Genomic DNA, 16446 nt, shown 5'->3' with positions numbered 1-16446 from the left:
CTCAGAGGGGATGACGAGCTACTCACTCACCTTGACGGGCCTGAACTCGTGACCCGCCGAGATAAGCCTCTTTGACTGCTTCGTTTTCACGAACGTCGTCCGGAGAACCCTCAGCAATCTTGTTACCGAAGTCGAGCACCATGACTCGGTCACAGGTCGACATGACCATCGAGACGTCGTGCTCGATGAGAACGATCCCGACGCCCCATCGATCAGCCAATTCGCGGATCAGCAAGCCGGTCTCGCGAGTCTCGGTCTCACTCAGGCCCGCACAAGGTTCGTCGAGCAACAGGAAACTAGGTGCGGCCGATGCTGCGCGGGCGATCGACACGAGTCGACGGCGACCGAAAGAGAGCTCATCCGCCCGCTTGTCGAGATCCTCCTCGAGACCGAACGCCTTGATCGCAGCGACCGCGGCGGCGCTGAGCGATGATTCGCCTCGGTAGAAAAGGCTGGTCAGGTAAGCCAAGCCGTCATGTCTGTCCTCGGCCGCCCGGATGTTGTCGAGCACCGATATATCTTCGAACAGTTCCAGCGATTGGAACGAGCGCGACAACCCGGCGCGTGCCCGCCGGTGCGCACGCCACCCCGTGACGGACTGACCACCGAGGACGACTTCACCCCCCGACGGCTTGACGAATCCGGTCACGGCGTCGATCAAGGTTGTCTTGCCCGCACCGTTCGGGCCGATGAGGCCAAGGACCTCCCCGGTCCGCAGTGTGAAGCTGACATCGTTCAAGGCGATCACACCTCCGAAGCGGACACTGAGATTCTGGATCGCGAGGGTCGACTCCTCGGCTCGCTCATGAGCGTCGAGCGCATCCTCGTTCCAGTAATTGCGCTGCTTCGCCGCGGAACCACTCCGACCGATCCGCTTCGATATCTGCGCGAGCAAGTGCTTGACGGCTACGGACTGCGACCGAGCCATTCCGTTCGGGTCCTGCAAGAGGATGAGCAGCACGGCCACGCCGCCGATCAGCGTGAGCCATTCGTGGCCGCTGAAGTTCTGGACGATCACGCCACCCGGGAAACCGCCATCGGCCAAGGTCGCTCCGAACAGCGCGCCGATGATATAGCCGACGCCGCCGACCACCGCCAGGAGTACCGCGGTTATCGACCGCACGGGATCGAATATCGAAAAATACACTGAGGGGTTCATGAACGCGAGAAGTGTTCCGCCCAGGCCGGCGATCGCGGCCGAGAGCCCGAACGCATACAACTTGGCGCCGAGAACATCGATCCCCAAGGATGCCGCAGCGCGCTCGTTGGTGCGGACGGCGATCAGCCGGCGACCGGTCCGGCTTCGTCGCACGTTCCCCACGATGCAGATCACCAGGACAAGCGCCACGAGGCACAGGACGGCGTACTCGCGTGGACTCGCCAAGGTATCGAGGTCGATACCGAACAAGTGCTGGGAGCCGACTTCGAGTCCGTCGGTTCCGCCGGCGATGCTGGTATTCGTAAACACCGTGTACTGAAGTGATAGGCCCAGCGCAAGCGTGACGATCGCCAGATTCACCCCTCGCGCTCGCAGGGCCGGAATGGCGAAGACGAGACCGGCCAGCACAGCACCGCCAATGGCGGCCAGTATTGCGAAACCGAACGGCCAGCCAGCGATAACCAGCTGCGATGCGACAAGCGCACCGACGCCCGCGATCGTGTATTGGGCGAGCGAGAGTTGCCCGGCGAATCCGGTCAGCACGACTATCGATAGCAGGATCATGCCCGCGTTCAAAGACGACGATAGCGCCACGACCCAGTTGAACGGGAACAGCACGATCATCACGAGCGCGATTGCGGCCACTGGGCCCGCGTAACGAATCCGAATGACACCGCTGCCCAATGCCGGAAGTCGCTCGATCAGATGACTGCGAAGTGGAAGCGACCGGCCTCGTACGACCAGAACGAGCACAATGAGCAGCAGCGGAACGGACTGTGCGAATCCCTGTTCGGGGTAGTAGTGCGTTATCTCACTTTGCAGGATCCCAATCGCCAGCCCAGCGACCAGAGTAAGTTCGAACGACGAAAACCCGCCGATGAGCGCCGCCGCCATCGCCGGCACGACAATCCACGTCAGCGAGGTGCCCGACAGTGATGTCAGGGGCGTGATCAGGATGCCCGCGACCCCCGCCAGTGCGGCTCCGGCCGCCCAATTGACGGCGCTCAACAGATCCGGCGACCAACCGACCGACGCAGCGGCCCGCTCGTTCTCGGAAACCGCAGTCGTCGCGAGGCCGAACTTCGTGGCCTTCGACACCGCATACAAGAGCACGGTCAAGATGACCGCGAAACCAGTCAGCCACAGCCGGTCCTGGGGCACCAACAGCGGGCCCCACTGCAACGAGGTGGTCGGCACCCACGAGTCGACAAAGACGGTGGCAGCGCCGTAGCGAATGCTTGCGATCGCCTGGAGCACGAGCAGGACGCCGAGGGTTGCGATGACGCGCACCAACGGGGAGGCCTGACGGAGCGGTTTCATGAGCAGCCAGTAGATCGCCGCACCCAGAATCGCGAGCAGGACAACCGCGATCAGCAGCGCCACTGGCTTTGCGAGACCGGCCTTCGTGCTCTCGAAGAACGTGTACGCGCCGACCATCGCCAGAGCGCCCTGCGCGAAGTTCAAGATGCCGGATGCGCGGTATATCAACACGACGCCCTGGCCGACCAGCGCGTATGTCGCGCCGGTTCCGAGCCCGAGGAGCGCGAACTGTACGGCGTCAAGCATCGGTTCTCCTTGTTCGCACGACTTTCGATCACTCCGCAGGTTGACGCGTCACTCAGAATACTGTTCCAAGAACTGCCGTCAAGGGCTCACGCGGATCGAATGTCATTCAGATATTGCCCTTAGTTGATCACCTGCCGACCGCTCGCGCGTGAGCAGGCTGCGGTGATCGAACGTCAGAATGCGCAGATCGCGGCGATGGTCGGGCAGATCGCGGATCTGGTGAGCCGGCTGGAGCAGACCACCGGACGCGCCGAACTGCCCGGGCACCCTCGTCTCACCACATGGCGCTGGCACGGCACGCCCCGGTCATAGCTTTCGCATGCCTGCGCCGGGAAGGTCCACCAGGTTGGCGGTCAGGCCGCCGTCGTGAGGTGGCGTCCGCCCCGGCGGACACCCTTCTCGCTGCGGACGCGGGCACGTTCGCGACGCTGGGCGGCCAGGACGTCGGGGTGGCGGGCGCTGACGTTGCGCCGGCGCAGGTAGGCGTGCAGGGCCCGGGTCTGCACGGTGTGGTCTCGGTGGTTGGAGTTGGCGATGGTGAACTGCCTCAGCAGCCCGAAGTGCGCCTCGATCGGGTTCGCCCACGAGGCGTAGGTCGGGGTGAAGCACAACTCGACCTTGTTCTTGTTCGCCCAGCGGCGGATGTCGGTGCCCTTGTGGGCGGACAGGTTGTCCAGGATCACGTAGGGGGCTTCCCCCGAAGCGTGGACACCGTTTGCTGTGCGGCAGCGGCCAGCGTAACTGATCGCTGTTCGAAGGCCATCGGGCCGATGTAGCCAAGCCTTGAGTGCCTGCGTCTGGTGTTGTAGCGGGTGACCCACCGGAACACTGCGAGTCGGGCATCGCTCGCTCCTGACCAACGCTTCTTCCCTTGCAGGGTCTCCCTCTTCAAGGTCGCGTTGAAGCTCTCCGCGGCGGCGTTGTCCGCGCTGGTGCCGACCGCTCCGCGCGAGCGGGTCACACCGAGTTGGCGGCACACCTTCGCAAACTTCTTCGACACGCACGGCGCTCCGTTGTCGCTGTGGAAGATCGCCCCGTCCAGGCTGCCGCCACGGGTGCGGGCGGCGGCTTCGAGCGCGTCGGTGACCAGCCCGGTACGCATATGGGCGCTGATCGACCAGCCCGCGAGCCACTTGGACAGCTTGCCGTTGCGCTTGCCTATCGGGGACCGCACCGCCGACACGACGACCGCATCCCGCATCGCCACAACTCCATAATCGAATCCGTATTTGCCTTTTGACTCTACGCGCGATTTTTCTTAGAATCGACTTCGATGCAACTCGAATCCCGGAGGCACCGTGACACTGGGACGCGGGACTGCGCTGGTAACGGGCGGATCAGGAGGAATCGGAACGCCCCTCTGCACTTCTCTGGTAGCGGCCGGCTACCGCGTGGTCGTCGCGGATCTCGTGCCGCCTCGCGGCGGGCTCGATCTCGGCTTCGTGCGCACCGACGTCACGGTCCAAGAGTCGTTGGACGCCGCCGTCGAGTACGCCACATCATCCACCGGCCGACTCGACGCTCTCTTCCTGAATACCGGCGTCACCAGCGAGAGCGTCCGGTTCGACCAACGCATCGACATCGAGCACTACCGGCGCGCGGTCGCGATCAATCTCGACGGGGTGGTGTTCGGTGTCAACGCCGCATTGCCCGCGCTGCGGCAGCGCGGTCGCGGCGCCATCGTGGTGACCGCGAGCCTCGCGGGAATGATGGGCATACCCACCGACCCGGTCTACAGCGCAACCAAACACGCGGTTGTCGGGCTGGTGCGATCGCTGGGCTCGGTGTTGCCCAGGGGGATCACGATCAACGCGGTGTGCCCCACGTTCACCGACACGCCCATCCTGGCCGGAATCCGCGCCAGGCTCGAGGCGGACGGCGCACCGATACTGGCGCCGTCGGCTGTGGCCGACGCCCTCGTCGCTGCCGCCAACACACCACAGAGCGGCCAATGTTACTTCGTACAGGCCGGCCGGCCCGTAGGCATCTTCGAGTTCCGGCGCCCGCCCGGGCCCCGCTGACCACAAAGGACCGTTGTGTTCGACAATCTGACCATCGACACGGACGAGCGCATCGCCGTGGTGACGATGGATCGTCCACCTGTCAACGCGATCGATCAGTCGATGTACGGCCAGATCGCCGACCTCTTCGGGCACGCCGACGTCCATCTGCCCGACGTTGACGTGGTCATCCTCACCAGCCAGGGACGGCACTTCTGCGGCGGAAACGACCTCACCGAGTTCATGACGATGAACCCGGACAACGTTGCCGGGCGCATGGCGGTCGTCCATGCCGCGTTCTGGGCCATCTACCAGTGTGCGGTTCCGGTAATCGCCGCGGTGGACGGTGTCGCCGCCGGAACCGGTCTGGCCATCGCCGGATCATGCGACCTTGTGGTCGCGTCCGACCGTGCACGTTTCGGGCTGCCCGAGATCTCGGTCGGAGCGATGGGCGGCGCGAAACATCTGTCTCGCCTGGTCCCCCAAGGTGTCGTGCGGCGGATGTTCTACACGGCCGACCTCGTCGATGCCCGAGAGCTTGCCGCCTTCGGCGGCATCGCGGCGATCACCACACCCGAAGACCTCGTGACGACGGCTCGACAGGTCGGCCGGTCGATCGCTCGCCACAGTCCCGTGGCGATCCGGATCGCCAAGCGCAGCCTCAACGCCATCGAGTACATGGACCTGCACGACGGATACGCCAAGGAACAGCAATTCACCGGTGAGCTGTCACGGTTTGGCGACGCCAAAGAGGCGGTGGCCGCCTTCTTCGACAAGCGGGAGCCCCGCTACACCGGATCCTAGTCCTCCACCGCGGTGATCCTGCCGCCCACGACAGCCGAGCCGAAGCATCGCCGGTGGCGGCTATCCCGCCATCGCAGTAGGAAATCTTGCGGCCGGGATTGGCGGACGCAGGCACAAAGCCGCGCAGCTGCGACCGGGCACCTGCTGCGGATGCGTGCGCAGGTAGTGCTGCACGCCGCACGCGGACGCTCCAACGCGCGCATCGCCCGCGCCACCGGCCTGCACCTGGACACAGTCCGGTACCGGCGCGGCGGGTTCGCCGGCCGTGGTCTCGCTGGTCAGACCGGCCGCGAGCGGTCGGGGCGGCCGCCGCCGTACACGGCACTGCAGGGGGCCGTGGCCCAAGCACTGACCTCCACTTGCCCGCCGGGACCGGGGTACCGCTGGCGTGCTGGTCGTGCCCGGAACTGGCCGCCGAACTCACCACGCGCGGCGTCACCGGCCCCGTCTCCGCCTCCACCGCGCCGCTGGGCGGCCCGGGACGCACTAAAGCCCTGGCAGGACCGCTCCTGGATCTTCATCACCGACCCCGACTTCCGCGCCAGGGCCCAAGGCGGTGGTCAGGCTGACCCGAAGAACTTCACCTGGCCCACGTCGCCGAGCGTCAGCGACGCCCGAGCGGTGATGGCGACCAGCGCCTGGCCGAGACGCTCACAGTCAGCGTCCTGCAGCCGGTCGAGTGGCACGACGAAGGTGGCGAGTCCTTCAAACCCGGCGCTGCTGGTCACCGGGGCGCAGACGCCACCGACGCCCTCGTGAAACTCGCCGCGATCGGTTGCATAACCCCGCTGGCGGGTGAGCTGGATCTCCTCGGCGTAGGCCTTGGGATTGGTGATGGTCGCCTCTGTGTAGCGGGTCAGCTTGGTCGGTAGCTTCGCGCCCGACCAGGCGAAATAGACCTTGCCCCAGGACGAGGCATCCAGAGGAACCCGCCCGGCGAAGGGCATGGCCACGTTGGCCCGACCCGCCCGATGCGAGTTCAGAACGAGGAAGCTGTCATCCCATTGCACGGCGACAGCGGACGTCACGCCCAGCTCGGCGGCGGCGTCCACCAGTTCCATCCACGTGGCGCGGTAGACGGCGGTGGACCCCGCGTAGCCCGCACCGAGATAGAACAGCTGCGGCCCTAGTTCGTATCGCTTGTCCTGAACCTGCAGCACCATTGACTCTTTGAGAAGGTGACTCAAGATAGAGTGCGCGGAGCTGGGGGCGACACCGATGGCTTCAGCGATGGCCGTGAGCGTCATCGGACCTCGCGAGCTGCGGAGTGCGCTGAGCACCGCGACGGCCTTTCCGATCGCGCTGTTGTTGACGGGCAGGGACGTTGGCCTGATGTCGTCATCCGTAACGTCCTGAACGCTCATGCTTTTCCCCAACTTTGCCAGGCCGGAAGCCGCGGCGATTCGACGGGGACCTGACCACAGCCTCCACGCCGAGACTGGAAATCAGTTCCACTCTTATGAATCGAATTCCTAGCCTACCATATCCCGCCTCCCGTCGGCTGGCTCGGCGATGGGTCACCGGCCCAGGAAGACCGCCGGCCGCCGCTCGGCGGCGGCCGCGACCCCCTCCGCGAAGTCACCCGTGCCAAACAGCGCAACCTGTTCGGCCAGCTCGTGCTCCAGCGCCGTGCGCACTCGTGTGGCCAGGTCAGGGCCGCGCAGCGTCTGCCGGATGCTTCTCACGGCCAGCGGCGCGGCCCGGGCGAACTCGGTGGCCCACGCGATCGCCTCGTCCCGCAGTGAGGCGGCCGAAGCGCTCACCCGGTCGAACACCCCCAGCGTCGCCGCCTCGCGGCCATCGATCGCCCGGGCCGACAGCAGCAGGTCGGAAGCCTTTTGGACGCCCACGGCGCGGGGAAGCGTGACGCTCAGCCCGAAGCCGTGGTGGATGCCGATCCGGGCGAAGTTCGCCGAGACCCGAGCGTCGGGGGCGCCGATTCGGAAGTCGGCCGACATGGCCAGGCCGAGTCCGCCGCCGATCGCCGCGCCCTGCACCGCCGCGATGACCGGCAGGCTCGGCTCAAACAGGCGCAGCCCCTCGCCATAGATCGACGCCACGGAGGGTTCAATGTCGCCCGTCGTGCCGAAGTCCAGTCCCGCGCAGAAGTGCCGCCCGGCCGCGCACAACACGATCACCCGCGACGCCGGGTTGGCTGCCGCCTCCGCGTAGGCGTCGGCGATCTTCCCGATCAGCGCCGCGGTGAAGTAGTTCGCCCGGCCACGATGGAACTCCACCATGGCCACCCCGTTGTCATCGACGGTGAACGAGACCGACCCGTCGTCCGTCATGACGGGGCTCCGCCGCTGCTCGCATCGGCCGAGCTGAGAAACTCGTAGACCGCGCAGACCCGGGTGGGTGAGGGGCTGTCCGACGGACGCCACTTTCCTCCCGCACGGGCGTTCTCCAGCGCGCCGATGGTGCGCGTCACGTCGTCGGTCTCGATCTCATAGAGAGTGAGGTAGTCGAAGCCCGGCAGTTGACCGAAGTCCGGCTGTGCCGGCGCCACCCGGAAGCGGCGCGCTGACACCATGCCGTCGGCCGCCAGGACATCGGGAAGGTGCTCCTCGTCCATGAATCGGTTGTACTCGGCATCGGCGCCCTCGACCGGATGCGTCATGACGAACATCAAGTATCTGGCCATCTCCATACTCCTTTGCCCTCGTTGACGGTGGCACCATGCCACCGTCGATCGCGATCTCGGCGCCGGTCACGTAGCTCGACTCGTCCGACGCGAGGAAGACCACCAGGTTGGCGATCTCCTCGGCGGGACCGGCTCGTGGGATCGGTTGGGTCTTGAACGCCGTCCACGTCGCGAGGTCGAACGTCAGCATCGGCGCGTCCACCACCCCGGGGTGGATCGAGTTGACGCGAATGCCGGCCTCGCCGAGCTCCAGCGCGGCGGTCTTCGTCAGGCCACGCAGGCCCCACTTCGACGGGACATACGCACCGACCTGGGCGAACCCGACGAGCCCGGCGTTGGACGAGACGCTACTGATCGAACCACCGCCGGACATGTGTGACGCGATCGCGCGCATGCCCAGCCAACAGCCGGTGAGGTTCACGTCCAGCGCCCTCTGCACTGCTCGACCTCCTCGCCGCGCAGCGGCGATGGCGTACGATCCCGGCGTTGTTGACCAGAGCATGACGTTGTCGCCGAGTTCCTCGGCCAGCGCGAGGCCCTCGGCATCGAGAACGTCAGCGAGGAGCACCCGGGCACCTTCGCGGACGAACGCGCTGGCGGGCGCCGCGCCCTGGCCACGCGCGGCCCCGGTGATCACCACGACCTTTCCGTCCAGTCTGGTCACACCGTCACTTCCCTTCCACCGTCCCCGCGCTGTTCAGCTCTGATGCATTCCGCCGTCGATGTTGTAGGCCTGCCCCGTGATGCTCTGCGCGGCCGGCGACGCCAGGAAGAGGCACAGCGCGGCCACGTCGTCGGGTGTGACGAGGTTTCCCTGCGGATTGACCAGATGAGTCATGGCCTCCGCCCTCGACTGACCGGTCTTGGCCATGATGGTGTCTATCGTCTGCTGGGTCATCTCCGTGTCGATGTAGTACGGACAGACGCAGTTGAACGTGACCCCGCTGGCCGCGAACTCGACCGCCAGCGCCCGGGTCAGGCCGAGCAGGGCGTGCTTGGCCGCGGTGTAGGCGGTGACATAGGCGAAACCGCGCTTGGCGGCGATCGAGGCGACGTTGATGACCGCACCGCGCCTGGCCTCCAGCATCGCCGGGAGGACCGCCTGGGTGAGGACCAACGGGGCCTCGACGTCGATCGCCATTGTCCGGCGCCACTGCTCGACGGACACCTTCAGGAACGGGGCGGACTCGGCGATGCCCGCGTTGTTCACCAAAGTGGTGATCGGGCCCAACCGCTCGCCCGCCGTGGCGACCGCCTCGCGGCAGGCGTCGTCGTCGGTGACATCGAAGGCGAGTACGTGCACCGGGGCATTCAACGCGTCGATGCCGGCCGCAGTCTCCGCCAGGGCCACCCGGTCCCGGCCCGCGATCGCCACGGCCGCACCGGCCCGCGCGAATGACGTGGCCACGGCGCGGCCTACCCCGCGGCTGGCGCCCGTGACGAGAACGACCTGCCCCGCGGCCGCGCCGACATCACCGAGCATCGACTCTCCCGAACTCCAGCCCGCCGCGTAGGTCACGCAGCTCGCGGGGAGAGTTCCACCCCACCAACCCGACGGTTCGGCCGTCGACTTCGTAGGTCGCCACGAACTTGCGCGTCGCCGGCTCGCCATGCACCACGCGCACGTCGGCGTCTGGCGGCGTGATGCCGTAGGCCTGGATTTTGTAAGCGTACTGGTCGGTCCAGAAGTAGGGGATCGGCTCGAACGGCCTGCGGTCCTCCGGCGTCGCCAGCAGATTCGCCACCGCGGCCCGGCCCTGCTCGGTGGCGTTGGTGCGATGCTCAAGGCGCAACGAGCGCCCATATGCACGGTGATGAAATCGGGCGACGTCGCCTGCGGCGACGACGTCCGGTGCGGCGAAGCAGAACTCGTCGCACAGCACGCCATCGTCGAGCTCGAGGCCCGAGCCCTCCAGCCATCGCGTGTTGGGAGCCGAGCCGACCGCGACGACAACCACGTCGGCGGCCACATAGGTCCCGTCGCTCAGGGCGGCGCCCGTGACGTGGCCGTCGCGCGATGTCAGGCCCTGCACCGCGGTGCCCGTACGGATCTCGACACCGCTGGCGGCATGCAGCTCACGCACGAGGCCGCCCATCCACGGGCCCAGACCCCGGATGAGGGGAGCCTTAAGCACGTCCACGACGACGACCTGCCGACCGAGCGTGCGGGCGGTCGCGGCGATCTCCGTGCCGAGGAAGCCCGCGCCCAGCACGAGCACACGCTCGGCCAAGGCGAGCGCCTCCCGGACCGCCAGTGAGCCGTCGATGGTCTTCACGGTGAAGACCCCCTTCAGGTCGCCGACGAACGACGGTCGCCGGGGCGCGACGCCCGTGGCGATCACCAGGCGGCCGTAGTCGAGCGTCTCACCGGAGGACAGCGTCAGCCGATGCTCGCCCACATCGACCGCGGTAACGGTGACCGCGAGCCGGAGCTCAATCGCCTGGGCCGCGTAGTGGTCGGCCTTGCGCAGCGCGGTGCGCTCGGCGCCCCACTTGCCGGAGAGCACCGCCTTCGACAGCGGTGGTCGATCGTAGGGCTCGTGGGACTCGTCGCCGACCAGGATGACGCGCCGGTCAAACCCCAGCCGGCGCAGCTCCTCCGCGGCGGTCAGACCGGCGGCACCCGCACCTACGATCACCACACCGTCGTCGGTCACAGTGAGTCCAGGTAGTGGGCAAGGTCCAGGGTCCATTCCCATGGAGTGTCGAGCGGATAGCCCACCCAGTGCAGGTCGAAATATTCCAACGTGATGGCGCCCTGGTAGTCGAGCTTCTCCAGCTCGGTCTTGAGGCGGCGGAAGTCCATCACGCCGTCGCCGACGGGCAGCTGCTGCTGGCCGGGAGCGCAGTCGCGCAACTGGACGATGTCGGCATAGGGCAGCAGCTCGAAGGGGTCCTCGTTCTTGTAGATGAGGTGACCCACATCGACGATCAGGCGCAGCCCTGGAATCTGTTTGATGAGCTCCTTGGTGACCTCGTTCGTCGAGCAGACGGACCCGGCCCATGGCTCCACCAGCGACTTGGGGGCACGGCGCAGTTCGGCCAGCGTGTGCTCCCAGGCGCCGGGCATGTCCGGCGGTGGTACATATCCCCAGCCGTCCTTCGCACGGGGCCAGACGGAGAGCTTGTCGTCATCGGCGACGACCTCGGAGAGCTCGCGATCAGGGTCGCCGGTGTTGACAATCCGGATGCCGAGGGGCAGCTCCAGCAGGCTCTCGTCACCGTCGTCCCAGTAGGAGTGGAGCTCCAGGTGGGAGAAGCCGGCCTCCTTGGCACGGCGCGCCGCCTCGTAGTTGTCCACCCTGGGCTTGAAGCAGACGTCGCCGACACCCATGGTCCAACGGCCAAACGTCAGTGGGTTACTCATCGTCGTGTTTCATCCTTACATCGCAACGCCGCCGTCGACCGGCAAGACGATTCCGGTGACGTAGGCGGCCTCGTCGGAGGCGAGAAACTGGAACGCGGAGGACATCTCCGAAGGTTCGGCGAAACGCCCCATGGGCACCGACTGGGTCAACGCCGCCAGCTTGTCGGCAGGAATGGCCGCGACCATCGCCGTCGACGCGTTCGGAGAGACGGCGTTGACGGTGATGCCGAAGCGGGCGACCTCCTTGGCCGTGGCCTTGGTGAAGCCGATGAGGCCGGCCTTGGCCGCCGCGTAGTTCGCCTGGCCGACCATGCCGTGCATGCCCGTGTAGGAGGTGACGTTCACGATGCGCCCGGCACCCTTGGCCCGCATGCCGGGGATCACCGCTCGGGTGAAGTGGAACGTCCCGGTCAGGTGGACGTCCAGCACTGCCTGCCATTGCGCGGACGTCATCTTCCACACGACCACGTCCCGGGTGATGCCGGCATTGTTGATCATGATGTCGATCCCGCCGGACCAGGTCTCGACCTGGGCCACGGCCGAGGTGACGGCCTCCTCGTCGGAGACGTCCAGGGCGATGGTCAGCACCGAGCCCTTCGCGTCATCCCACGCGGTCGACAACGCGCCGGAGTCACGGTCGATCGCGACCAGCTTCGCACCCGACTCGTGGAACGAGCGCGCCACGGCCAGCCCGATGCCCTGGGCCGCGCCCGTCACCGCCACGGTGCGGCCGGAGAAGTCGAAAGAAGTGTTCATCCGTGCGCCAACCTTCGCTGCTCGCGCCGCGCGACCGTGCGGCGGTGCACCTCGTCCGGGCCGTCGGCGATCTGCAGGATGCGCGTGTGGGCATATGCCCACGCGAGCCCGAAGTCATCGGACACCCCGCCACCGCCATGGACCTGGATGGCGCGGTCGATGATCTCCAGCGCCATCTTCGGGATGGCGACCTTGATGGCGGCGATCTCGGTCGCGGCGGCCCGGTTTCCCTCCTTGTCCATCTTCCAGGCGGTATAGAGCGTGTAGAGGCGGGCCTGGTCGATGTCCATGCGGGCGTTGGCGATCCAGTCCTGCACCTGACCGCGCTCCACCACCGGCTGACCGAAGGTGACCCGCTCCTGCGCGCGAGTGACCATCCGCTCCAGCGCCCGCTCGGCCACGCCGATCGTCCGCATACAGTGATGGATGCGGCCCGGGCCCAGCCGCGCCTGGGCGATCGCGAAGCCGTCACCCTCCCCGCCGAGGAGATTGCCTACCGGCACCCGTACGTTTTCAAACGTGATCTCGCAGTGGCCTTCCCGGTCGACGTAACCGAACACTGGAAGGTTGCGGACCACGGTGACGCCAGGGGTTTCCATCGGAACGAGCACCATCGACTGCTGTCGGTGCGTCTCGGCGGCCGGGTCGGTCTTGCCCATGACGATCAGGATCTTGCAGCGCGGATCCGCCGCCCCGGAGATCCACCATTTGCGGCCGTTGATCACATACTCGTCGCCGTCACGGACGATGGAGCAGGCGATGTTGTTGGCGTCCGAGGACGCGACGGCCGGCTCCGTCATCGCGAACGACGACCGGATCTCCCCGTGCAGGAGCGGCTTGAGCCACCGCTCCTTCTGCTCCTCGGTGCCGAACATGGTCAGGATCTCCATGTTCCCCGTGTCCGGTGCGGAGCAGTTGAGCACCTCGGCCGCGAACGGGACACGGCCGGTGATTTCGGCCAGCGGGGCGTAGTCGAGGTTGCTCAGACCGTCGGACCACTCGGTCTTGTGCGGCAGGAAGAGGTTCCACAGTCTCCTGGACCGCGCCACGCTCTTGAGGCCCTCGAGGATCTGCGGACTCTCATGAGGGCTGGCCAGTTGTGCCCTCTGCGCCTCGTAGACCGACTCGGCCGGGTAGACGTGCTCGTCCATGAAGGAGAGGAGCTCCTTCTGCAGCTGCTGACACCGCGGTGAGAACTCGAAGTCCATGTCAGTTCCTTGGGCTGAAGGTTTGAGCTTGTGGCGGGGAGTGGGCGTCAGGCCTCGACGGCGCTGATCCAGTCAGCGACGCTCACGACATCCGCCTGTCGGGGGAACAGCTTCTCCACCAGGACGCGGTGGACCTCCTCGTCGTTGTCCTTCACCCCGTCAGACAGGACCGTGAGGGCATAGTCGCGATCGGCCGCCTCCCGGACCGTGGAGAGGATCACGCCGCTCGTCGCTATGCCGGCGAGCACGAGGCTGGTAATCCCGCGAGAGCTGAGCACGACGTTCAGGTCGGTGCCCGAGAAGCAGCTGACCCGTCGCTTGACCATCACGATGTCGCCCTCGACCGGCGCGACGCGCGCGTCGATCTGGGTGTCGTCGGAGTCGGCGAGCAGCGCGTTGTTCGCGGCGGCAATGGAGAAGCCACGGTTGCGGGGGCTCACGTCGGGATGCCCGGCCCGGAAGCCGACCCGGACGTAGATCACCTGGATCCCGGCCGCCCGAGCGCTCTTGATCGCCGATGCCACACGCGTCACGTAGGCGTCGTCGTTGCCGAAGTTCCTGACGATTCCGTTCTGCACGTCGCCGACGACGAGCGCGGTTGATCCACGGTCCACGGCTGCATTCATTAGCCAGATGCCTCGCTGTGTCGTAGGGGGGATGTTGTCGCAGGGAGCTGCCTCCGGCGCGGAGGCGCCCTCAGGGGTGTTGGCGGCTTCGATGCGGTGGGATGTGGGGTTGGCGCCGTCCACCCACGCCCGAGCGGCGTCGCTGATGTCGCCGTATACGTGGAACGCCCGCAGCTTCGCGATGGAGTAGAGCCGAGCGCGCAGGTCACGGTCGACAGCGGCCGCGTGCTCCAGGAACGCTCTCGAGTCGGCGTAGACCTCCAGGAACATCGCCTGCGAGGTGCTCGGGTCGAACGCCGCCAGAAAGACCTGCACACCGGCCTCGCCGGTGGTCTTCGCGACCCACGGCGCAGCGATGCGGGCGAACCTCGTGCCCGCGCCCGCCTGGACATCCAGCACCGTCTGCAACACGGGCGGACTCTCGGCCATCGTCCCCATCTCACGGCGATCTTCGGATTGGATTCTATTTAATCGAATCTAGTTGCACCACAACGCATTGGCAACCTACTGTTCGAAGCGAATTCTACTCAGCCCGAAGGGGAACGGGGCAATGATCGTGACACTGGCCGTCATCGCTGGTGGGCTACCCGCCGTGGCCATCGAGCAGCCCGACGACTTCCGTTCGCTGTCGGTTCGCGTCCCCGAGCCGGTGCGGTCCGAGCTCGACGCCGCGCTGCGCGCCTGGCACGCCGACTACGCCGACCCGGCCGGCGCCCATGCCTACCTGCGCACTGCCTGGCTGCGGGCAGCCAGCGTCGGCGAGCGCGCCTGGCTCAACGCAGAGTTCGACGCCATGCTCGCCTTCGCCGACAGCCGAGGCTGGCTGGACGAGGCAAAGGAACACGTCCGAGCGCATGTCGACACCTCCGGCTGAGTCGCTGCCCTGGGCGCACACCCGACGGCGGTCGCTCGCGCTCCAGGCGTCGCTCGCGATGCCGGCCTTCGCCTTCGCCTTCCTGCAGTCGGTGATGGCGCCACTGCTGCTGGCCACCGAAGAGCGGTTCGACAGCTCGCCGAGCGCGACCTCCTGGGTGCTGACGAGTTTCCTGCTCGTCTCGGCCGCGACCACCGCCATCGGTGGTCGGCTCGGCGGCATCAAAGGCAGCAAACGGGTCCTGCTCTGGGCCCTGGGCGCGCTGATGGTCGGGCTGGCGACATCGGCGTTCGCACCGACGCTCGAGGTCCTGGTCGCGGGCCGGACACTGCAGGGCACCTCGGCCGCGATCTTCCCCCTGGTCGTCGTGCTGCTGCGTGAGCACCTCCCGGCCCCATCGGTCGTGCCCGCGGTCGGGAGCTTCACCGCGACGACCACCGGCGGGGCCGCGGTCGGGCTGGTGCTCGCCGGGCCCGTCACCGAGCACCTCGGCTATGCGTGGGTCTTCCTCGTCCCGCTGATCCTCACCGCCGTCTCCGTGGCGATCCTCACGCTGGTGGTGCCCGAGGCCGGCACGGTCGCCCCCGGCCGCATCGAGTACGTTGGCGCTCTGCTTCTGGTCGCCTGGATCACCGCGATCCTGCTCGCCGCGGCGGAAGGCGGGCGATGGGGCTGGACCTCGCCCGCGACGCTCGTCTGCGCCGCCGCCGTCCTCCCGCTGGTGACGGTGTGGCTTCTGGTGGAGCGGAACTCGCCGAGCCCCATGATCAGCCCGCGGATCCTTCGGACCGACGGTGTCTGGCAGGCGAACATGACCACCTTCTTCTTCGGCGCGGCGTTGTTCGGTGTATTCGCCTTCGTGCCGGTCGTCCTCCAGTCTGCCCCCGGCGCGACGGGATCCGGCCTCGGCGCATCCCTCGCCGAGTCGGGGCTGCTGAGCCTGCCCATGCCCATGTGCATGTTCGCCTTCGGGGCCTGCGCCGGCCCGATCATCCGCAGGATAGGGCCACGCGTGCCGGTGATCGGCGGCTCGGCCATCCTGGTGCTCTCCTTGGTCGCGCTCCTCGGATTGCACACGCAACGCTGGCACTTCGTCGTCGTGTGCGCGGCGCTGGGGGTGGGCTTCGGTCTCGGACAGTCGGCGATCACCGCACTCGTCATCGCCTCGGTCAGCCCGGCCGACACGGGTGCCGCGGTCGGTATGAACGCCAACATTCGCATCGTGGGCGGCACGTTGGGCATTCAGGCGACACTGCTCGCCCTTAACGCGAGCGCGTCGGACGGCGGACAGCGCACGGCCACCTCCTTCTGGGCGGCGCTCGTCCTCCTGCTTGTCGCTGCGGCGCTCACGGCGGTCACCAGCCTGCTCCTGCCACGAACATGCGGCATCCGGCCAGCAACCGTGGTCGCCTGACCATCAGATCATTAAATGTCTACATCAA

15 protein-coding genes and 4 pseudogenes are annotated in these 16446 nt (G+C 67.0%); 6 read left to right on the top strand and 13 right to left on the bottom strand.

Annotation, left to right across the window (positions count from 1 at the left end; genetic code table 11):
* Nucleotides 1–22: 22 nt before the first annotated feature.
* Nucleotides 23–2725 carry a branched-chain amino acid ABC transporter permease/ATP-binding protein gene (locus AB0M62_RS29255; protein WP_366077316.1) on the bottom strand — a complete coding sequence of 901 codons (2703 nt, stop codon included), beginning with the start codon at nucleotides 2723–2725 and terminating at the stop codon, nucleotides 23–25.
* Nucleotides 2726–2887: 162 nt separating this feature from the next.
* Between AB0M62_RS29255 and AB0M62_RS29250 the strand changes: the two genes are divergently transcribed.
* Nucleotides 2888–3037 (top strand): hypothetical protein, encoded by a 150-nt coding sequence (locus tag AB0M62_RS29250; protein ID WP_366077315.1) that lies wholly within the window; start codon nucleotides 2888–2890, stop codon nucleotides 3035–3037.
* 41 nt (nucleotides 3038–3078) lie between these two features.
* Here the strand turns inward: AB0M62_RS29250 and AB0M62_RS29245 are convergent.
* Nucleotides 3079–3411: pseudogene (locus tag AB0M62_RS29245) on the bottom strand (transposase); the annotation flags it as partial.
* Nucleotides 3405–3854 (bottom strand): annotated as a pseudogene (locus AB0M62_RS29240) (integrase core domain-containing protein); the annotation flags it as partial. The pseudogenes AB0M62_RS29240 and AB0M62_RS29245, both read right to left, overlap by 7 nt.
* Nucleotides 3855–4023: 169 nt before the next feature.
* Between AB0M62_RS29240 and AB0M62_RS29235 the strand changes: the two are divergent.
* From AB0M62_RS29235 to AB0M62_RS29225, 3 genes and pseudogenes are all read left to right on the top strand, one after another.
* On the top strand, nucleotides 4024–4746 hold the full coding sequence (locus AB0M62_RS29235) for an SDR family NAD(P)-dependent oxidoreductase (RefSeq protein WP_366077314.1): 723 nt from the start codon (nucleotides 4024–4026) through the stop codon (nucleotides 4744–4746).
* A 15-nt stretch (nucleotides 4747–4761) separates the two neighbouring features.
* Entirely contained in the window at nucleotides 4762–5529 is a 768-nt protein-coding gene (locus AB0M62_RS29230) for an enoyl-CoA hydratase-related protein (protein WP_366077313.1), read from the top strand.
* Between the two features lie 150 nt (nucleotides 5530–5679).
* A pseudogene (locus AB0M62_RS29225) lies at nucleotides 5680–5826 on the top strand (helix-turn-helix domain-containing protein); the annotation flags it as partial.
* Nucleotides 5827–6089: 263 nt separating this feature from the next.
* Here AB0M62_RS29225 and AB0M62_RS29220 read toward each other — a convergent pair.
* The 10 genes and pseudogenes from AB0M62_RS29220 to AB0M62_RS29175 form a co-directional block, all read right to left on the bottom strand.
* Entirely contained in the window at nucleotides 6090–6893 is an 804-nt protein-coding gene (locus tag AB0M62_RS29220; RefSeq protein WP_366077312.1) for an IclR family transcriptional regulator, read from the bottom strand.
* A 153-nt stretch (nucleotides 6894–7046) separates the two neighbouring features.
* The gene (locus AB0M62_RS29215) at nucleotides 7047–7820 is read right to left on the bottom strand and encodes an enoyl-CoA hydratase/isomerase family protein (RefSeq protein WP_366077310.1); all 774 of its coding nucleotides are present in this window, start codon (nucleotides 7818–7820) and stop codon (nucleotides 7047–7049) included.
* On the bottom strand, nucleotides 7817–8173 hold the full coding sequence (locus tag AB0M62_RS29210) for a hypothetical protein (RefSeq protein WP_366077336.1): 357 nt from the start codon (nucleotides 8171–8173) through the stop codon (nucleotides 7817–7819). The genes AB0M62_RS29215 and AB0M62_RS29210 overlap by 4 nt, the downstream gene beginning before the upstream one ends.
* Before the next feature lie 46 nt (nucleotides 8174–8219).
* Nucleotides 8220–8810: pseudogene (locus AB0M62_RS29205) on the bottom strand (SDR family oxidoreductase); the annotation flags it as partial.
* A 60-nt stretch (nucleotides 8811–8870) separates the two neighbouring features.
* Nucleotides 8871–9656, bottom strand: coding sequence for an SDR family NAD(P)-dependent oxidoreductase (locus AB0M62_RS29200; RefSeq protein ID WP_366077309.1), 786 nt, complete (start codon nucleotides 9654–9656; stop codon nucleotides 8871–8873).
* The gene (locus AB0M62_RS29195) at nucleotides 9646–10830 is read right to left on the bottom strand and encodes an FAD-dependent oxidoreductase (RefSeq protein ID WP_366077308.1); all 1185 of its coding nucleotides are present in this window, start codon (nucleotides 10828–10830) and stop codon (nucleotides 9646–9648) included. Before AB0M62_RS29195 ends, AB0M62_RS29200 begins: the two co-directional genes overlap by 11 nt.
* Complete coding sequence (locus AB0M62_RS29190; protein ID WP_366077307.1) at nucleotides 10827–11540, bottom strand: TIM barrel protein; 714 nt, start codon at nucleotides 11538–11540, stop codon at nucleotides 10827–10829. Before AB0M62_RS29190 ends, AB0M62_RS29195 begins: the two co-directional genes overlap by 4 nt.
* A 15-nt stretch (nucleotides 11541–11555) precedes the next feature.
* A complete protein-coding gene (locus AB0M62_RS29185) occupies nucleotides 11556–12296 on the bottom strand; it encodes an SDR family oxidoreductase (RefSeq protein ID WP_366077306.1) in 741 nt (246 codons plus the stop codon).
* Complete coding sequence (locus AB0M62_RS29180) at nucleotides 12293–13504, bottom strand: acyl-CoA dehydrogenase family protein (protein WP_366077304.1); 1212 nt, start codon at nucleotides 13502–13504, stop codon at nucleotides 12293–12295. Before AB0M62_RS29180 ends, AB0M62_RS29185 begins: the two co-directional genes overlap by 4 nt.
* A 47-nt stretch (nucleotides 13505–13551) precedes the next feature.
* Entirely contained in the window at nucleotides 13552–14541 is a 990-nt protein-coding gene (locus AB0M62_RS29175) for an isochorismatase family cysteine hydrolase (RefSeq protein ID WP_366077303.1), read from the bottom strand.
* Between the two features lie 139 nt (nucleotides 14542–14680).
* On the opposite strand from AB0M62_RS29175, the gene AB0M62_RS29170 reads away from it, so the two are divergent.
* Together AB0M62_RS29170 and AB0M62_RS29165 are read left to right on the top strand one after the other, a co-directional pair.
* The gene (locus tag AB0M62_RS29170) at nucleotides 14681–15004 is read left to right on the top strand and encodes a hypothetical protein (RefSeq protein ID WP_366077301.1); all 324 of its coding nucleotides are present in this window, start codon (nucleotides 14681–14683) and stop codon (nucleotides 15002–15004) included.
* Nucleotides 14985–16418, top strand: coding sequence for an MFS transporter (locus tag AB0M62_RS29165; RefSeq protein ID WP_366077300.1), 1434 nt, complete (start codon nucleotides 14985–14987; stop codon nucleotides 16416–16418). The genes AB0M62_RS29170 and AB0M62_RS29165 overlap by 20 nt, the downstream gene beginning before the upstream one ends.
* Nucleotides 16419–16446 lie beyond the last annotated feature (28 nt).

The sequence above is a fragment of the Streptomyces sp. NPDC051219 genome (genome assembly GCF_040682335.1).
GTDB lineage: Bacteria > Actinomycetota > Actinomycetes > Streptomycetales > Streptomycetaceae > Streptomyces.
This window is presented reverse-complemented; position numbering and strand designations above follow the sequence as displayed.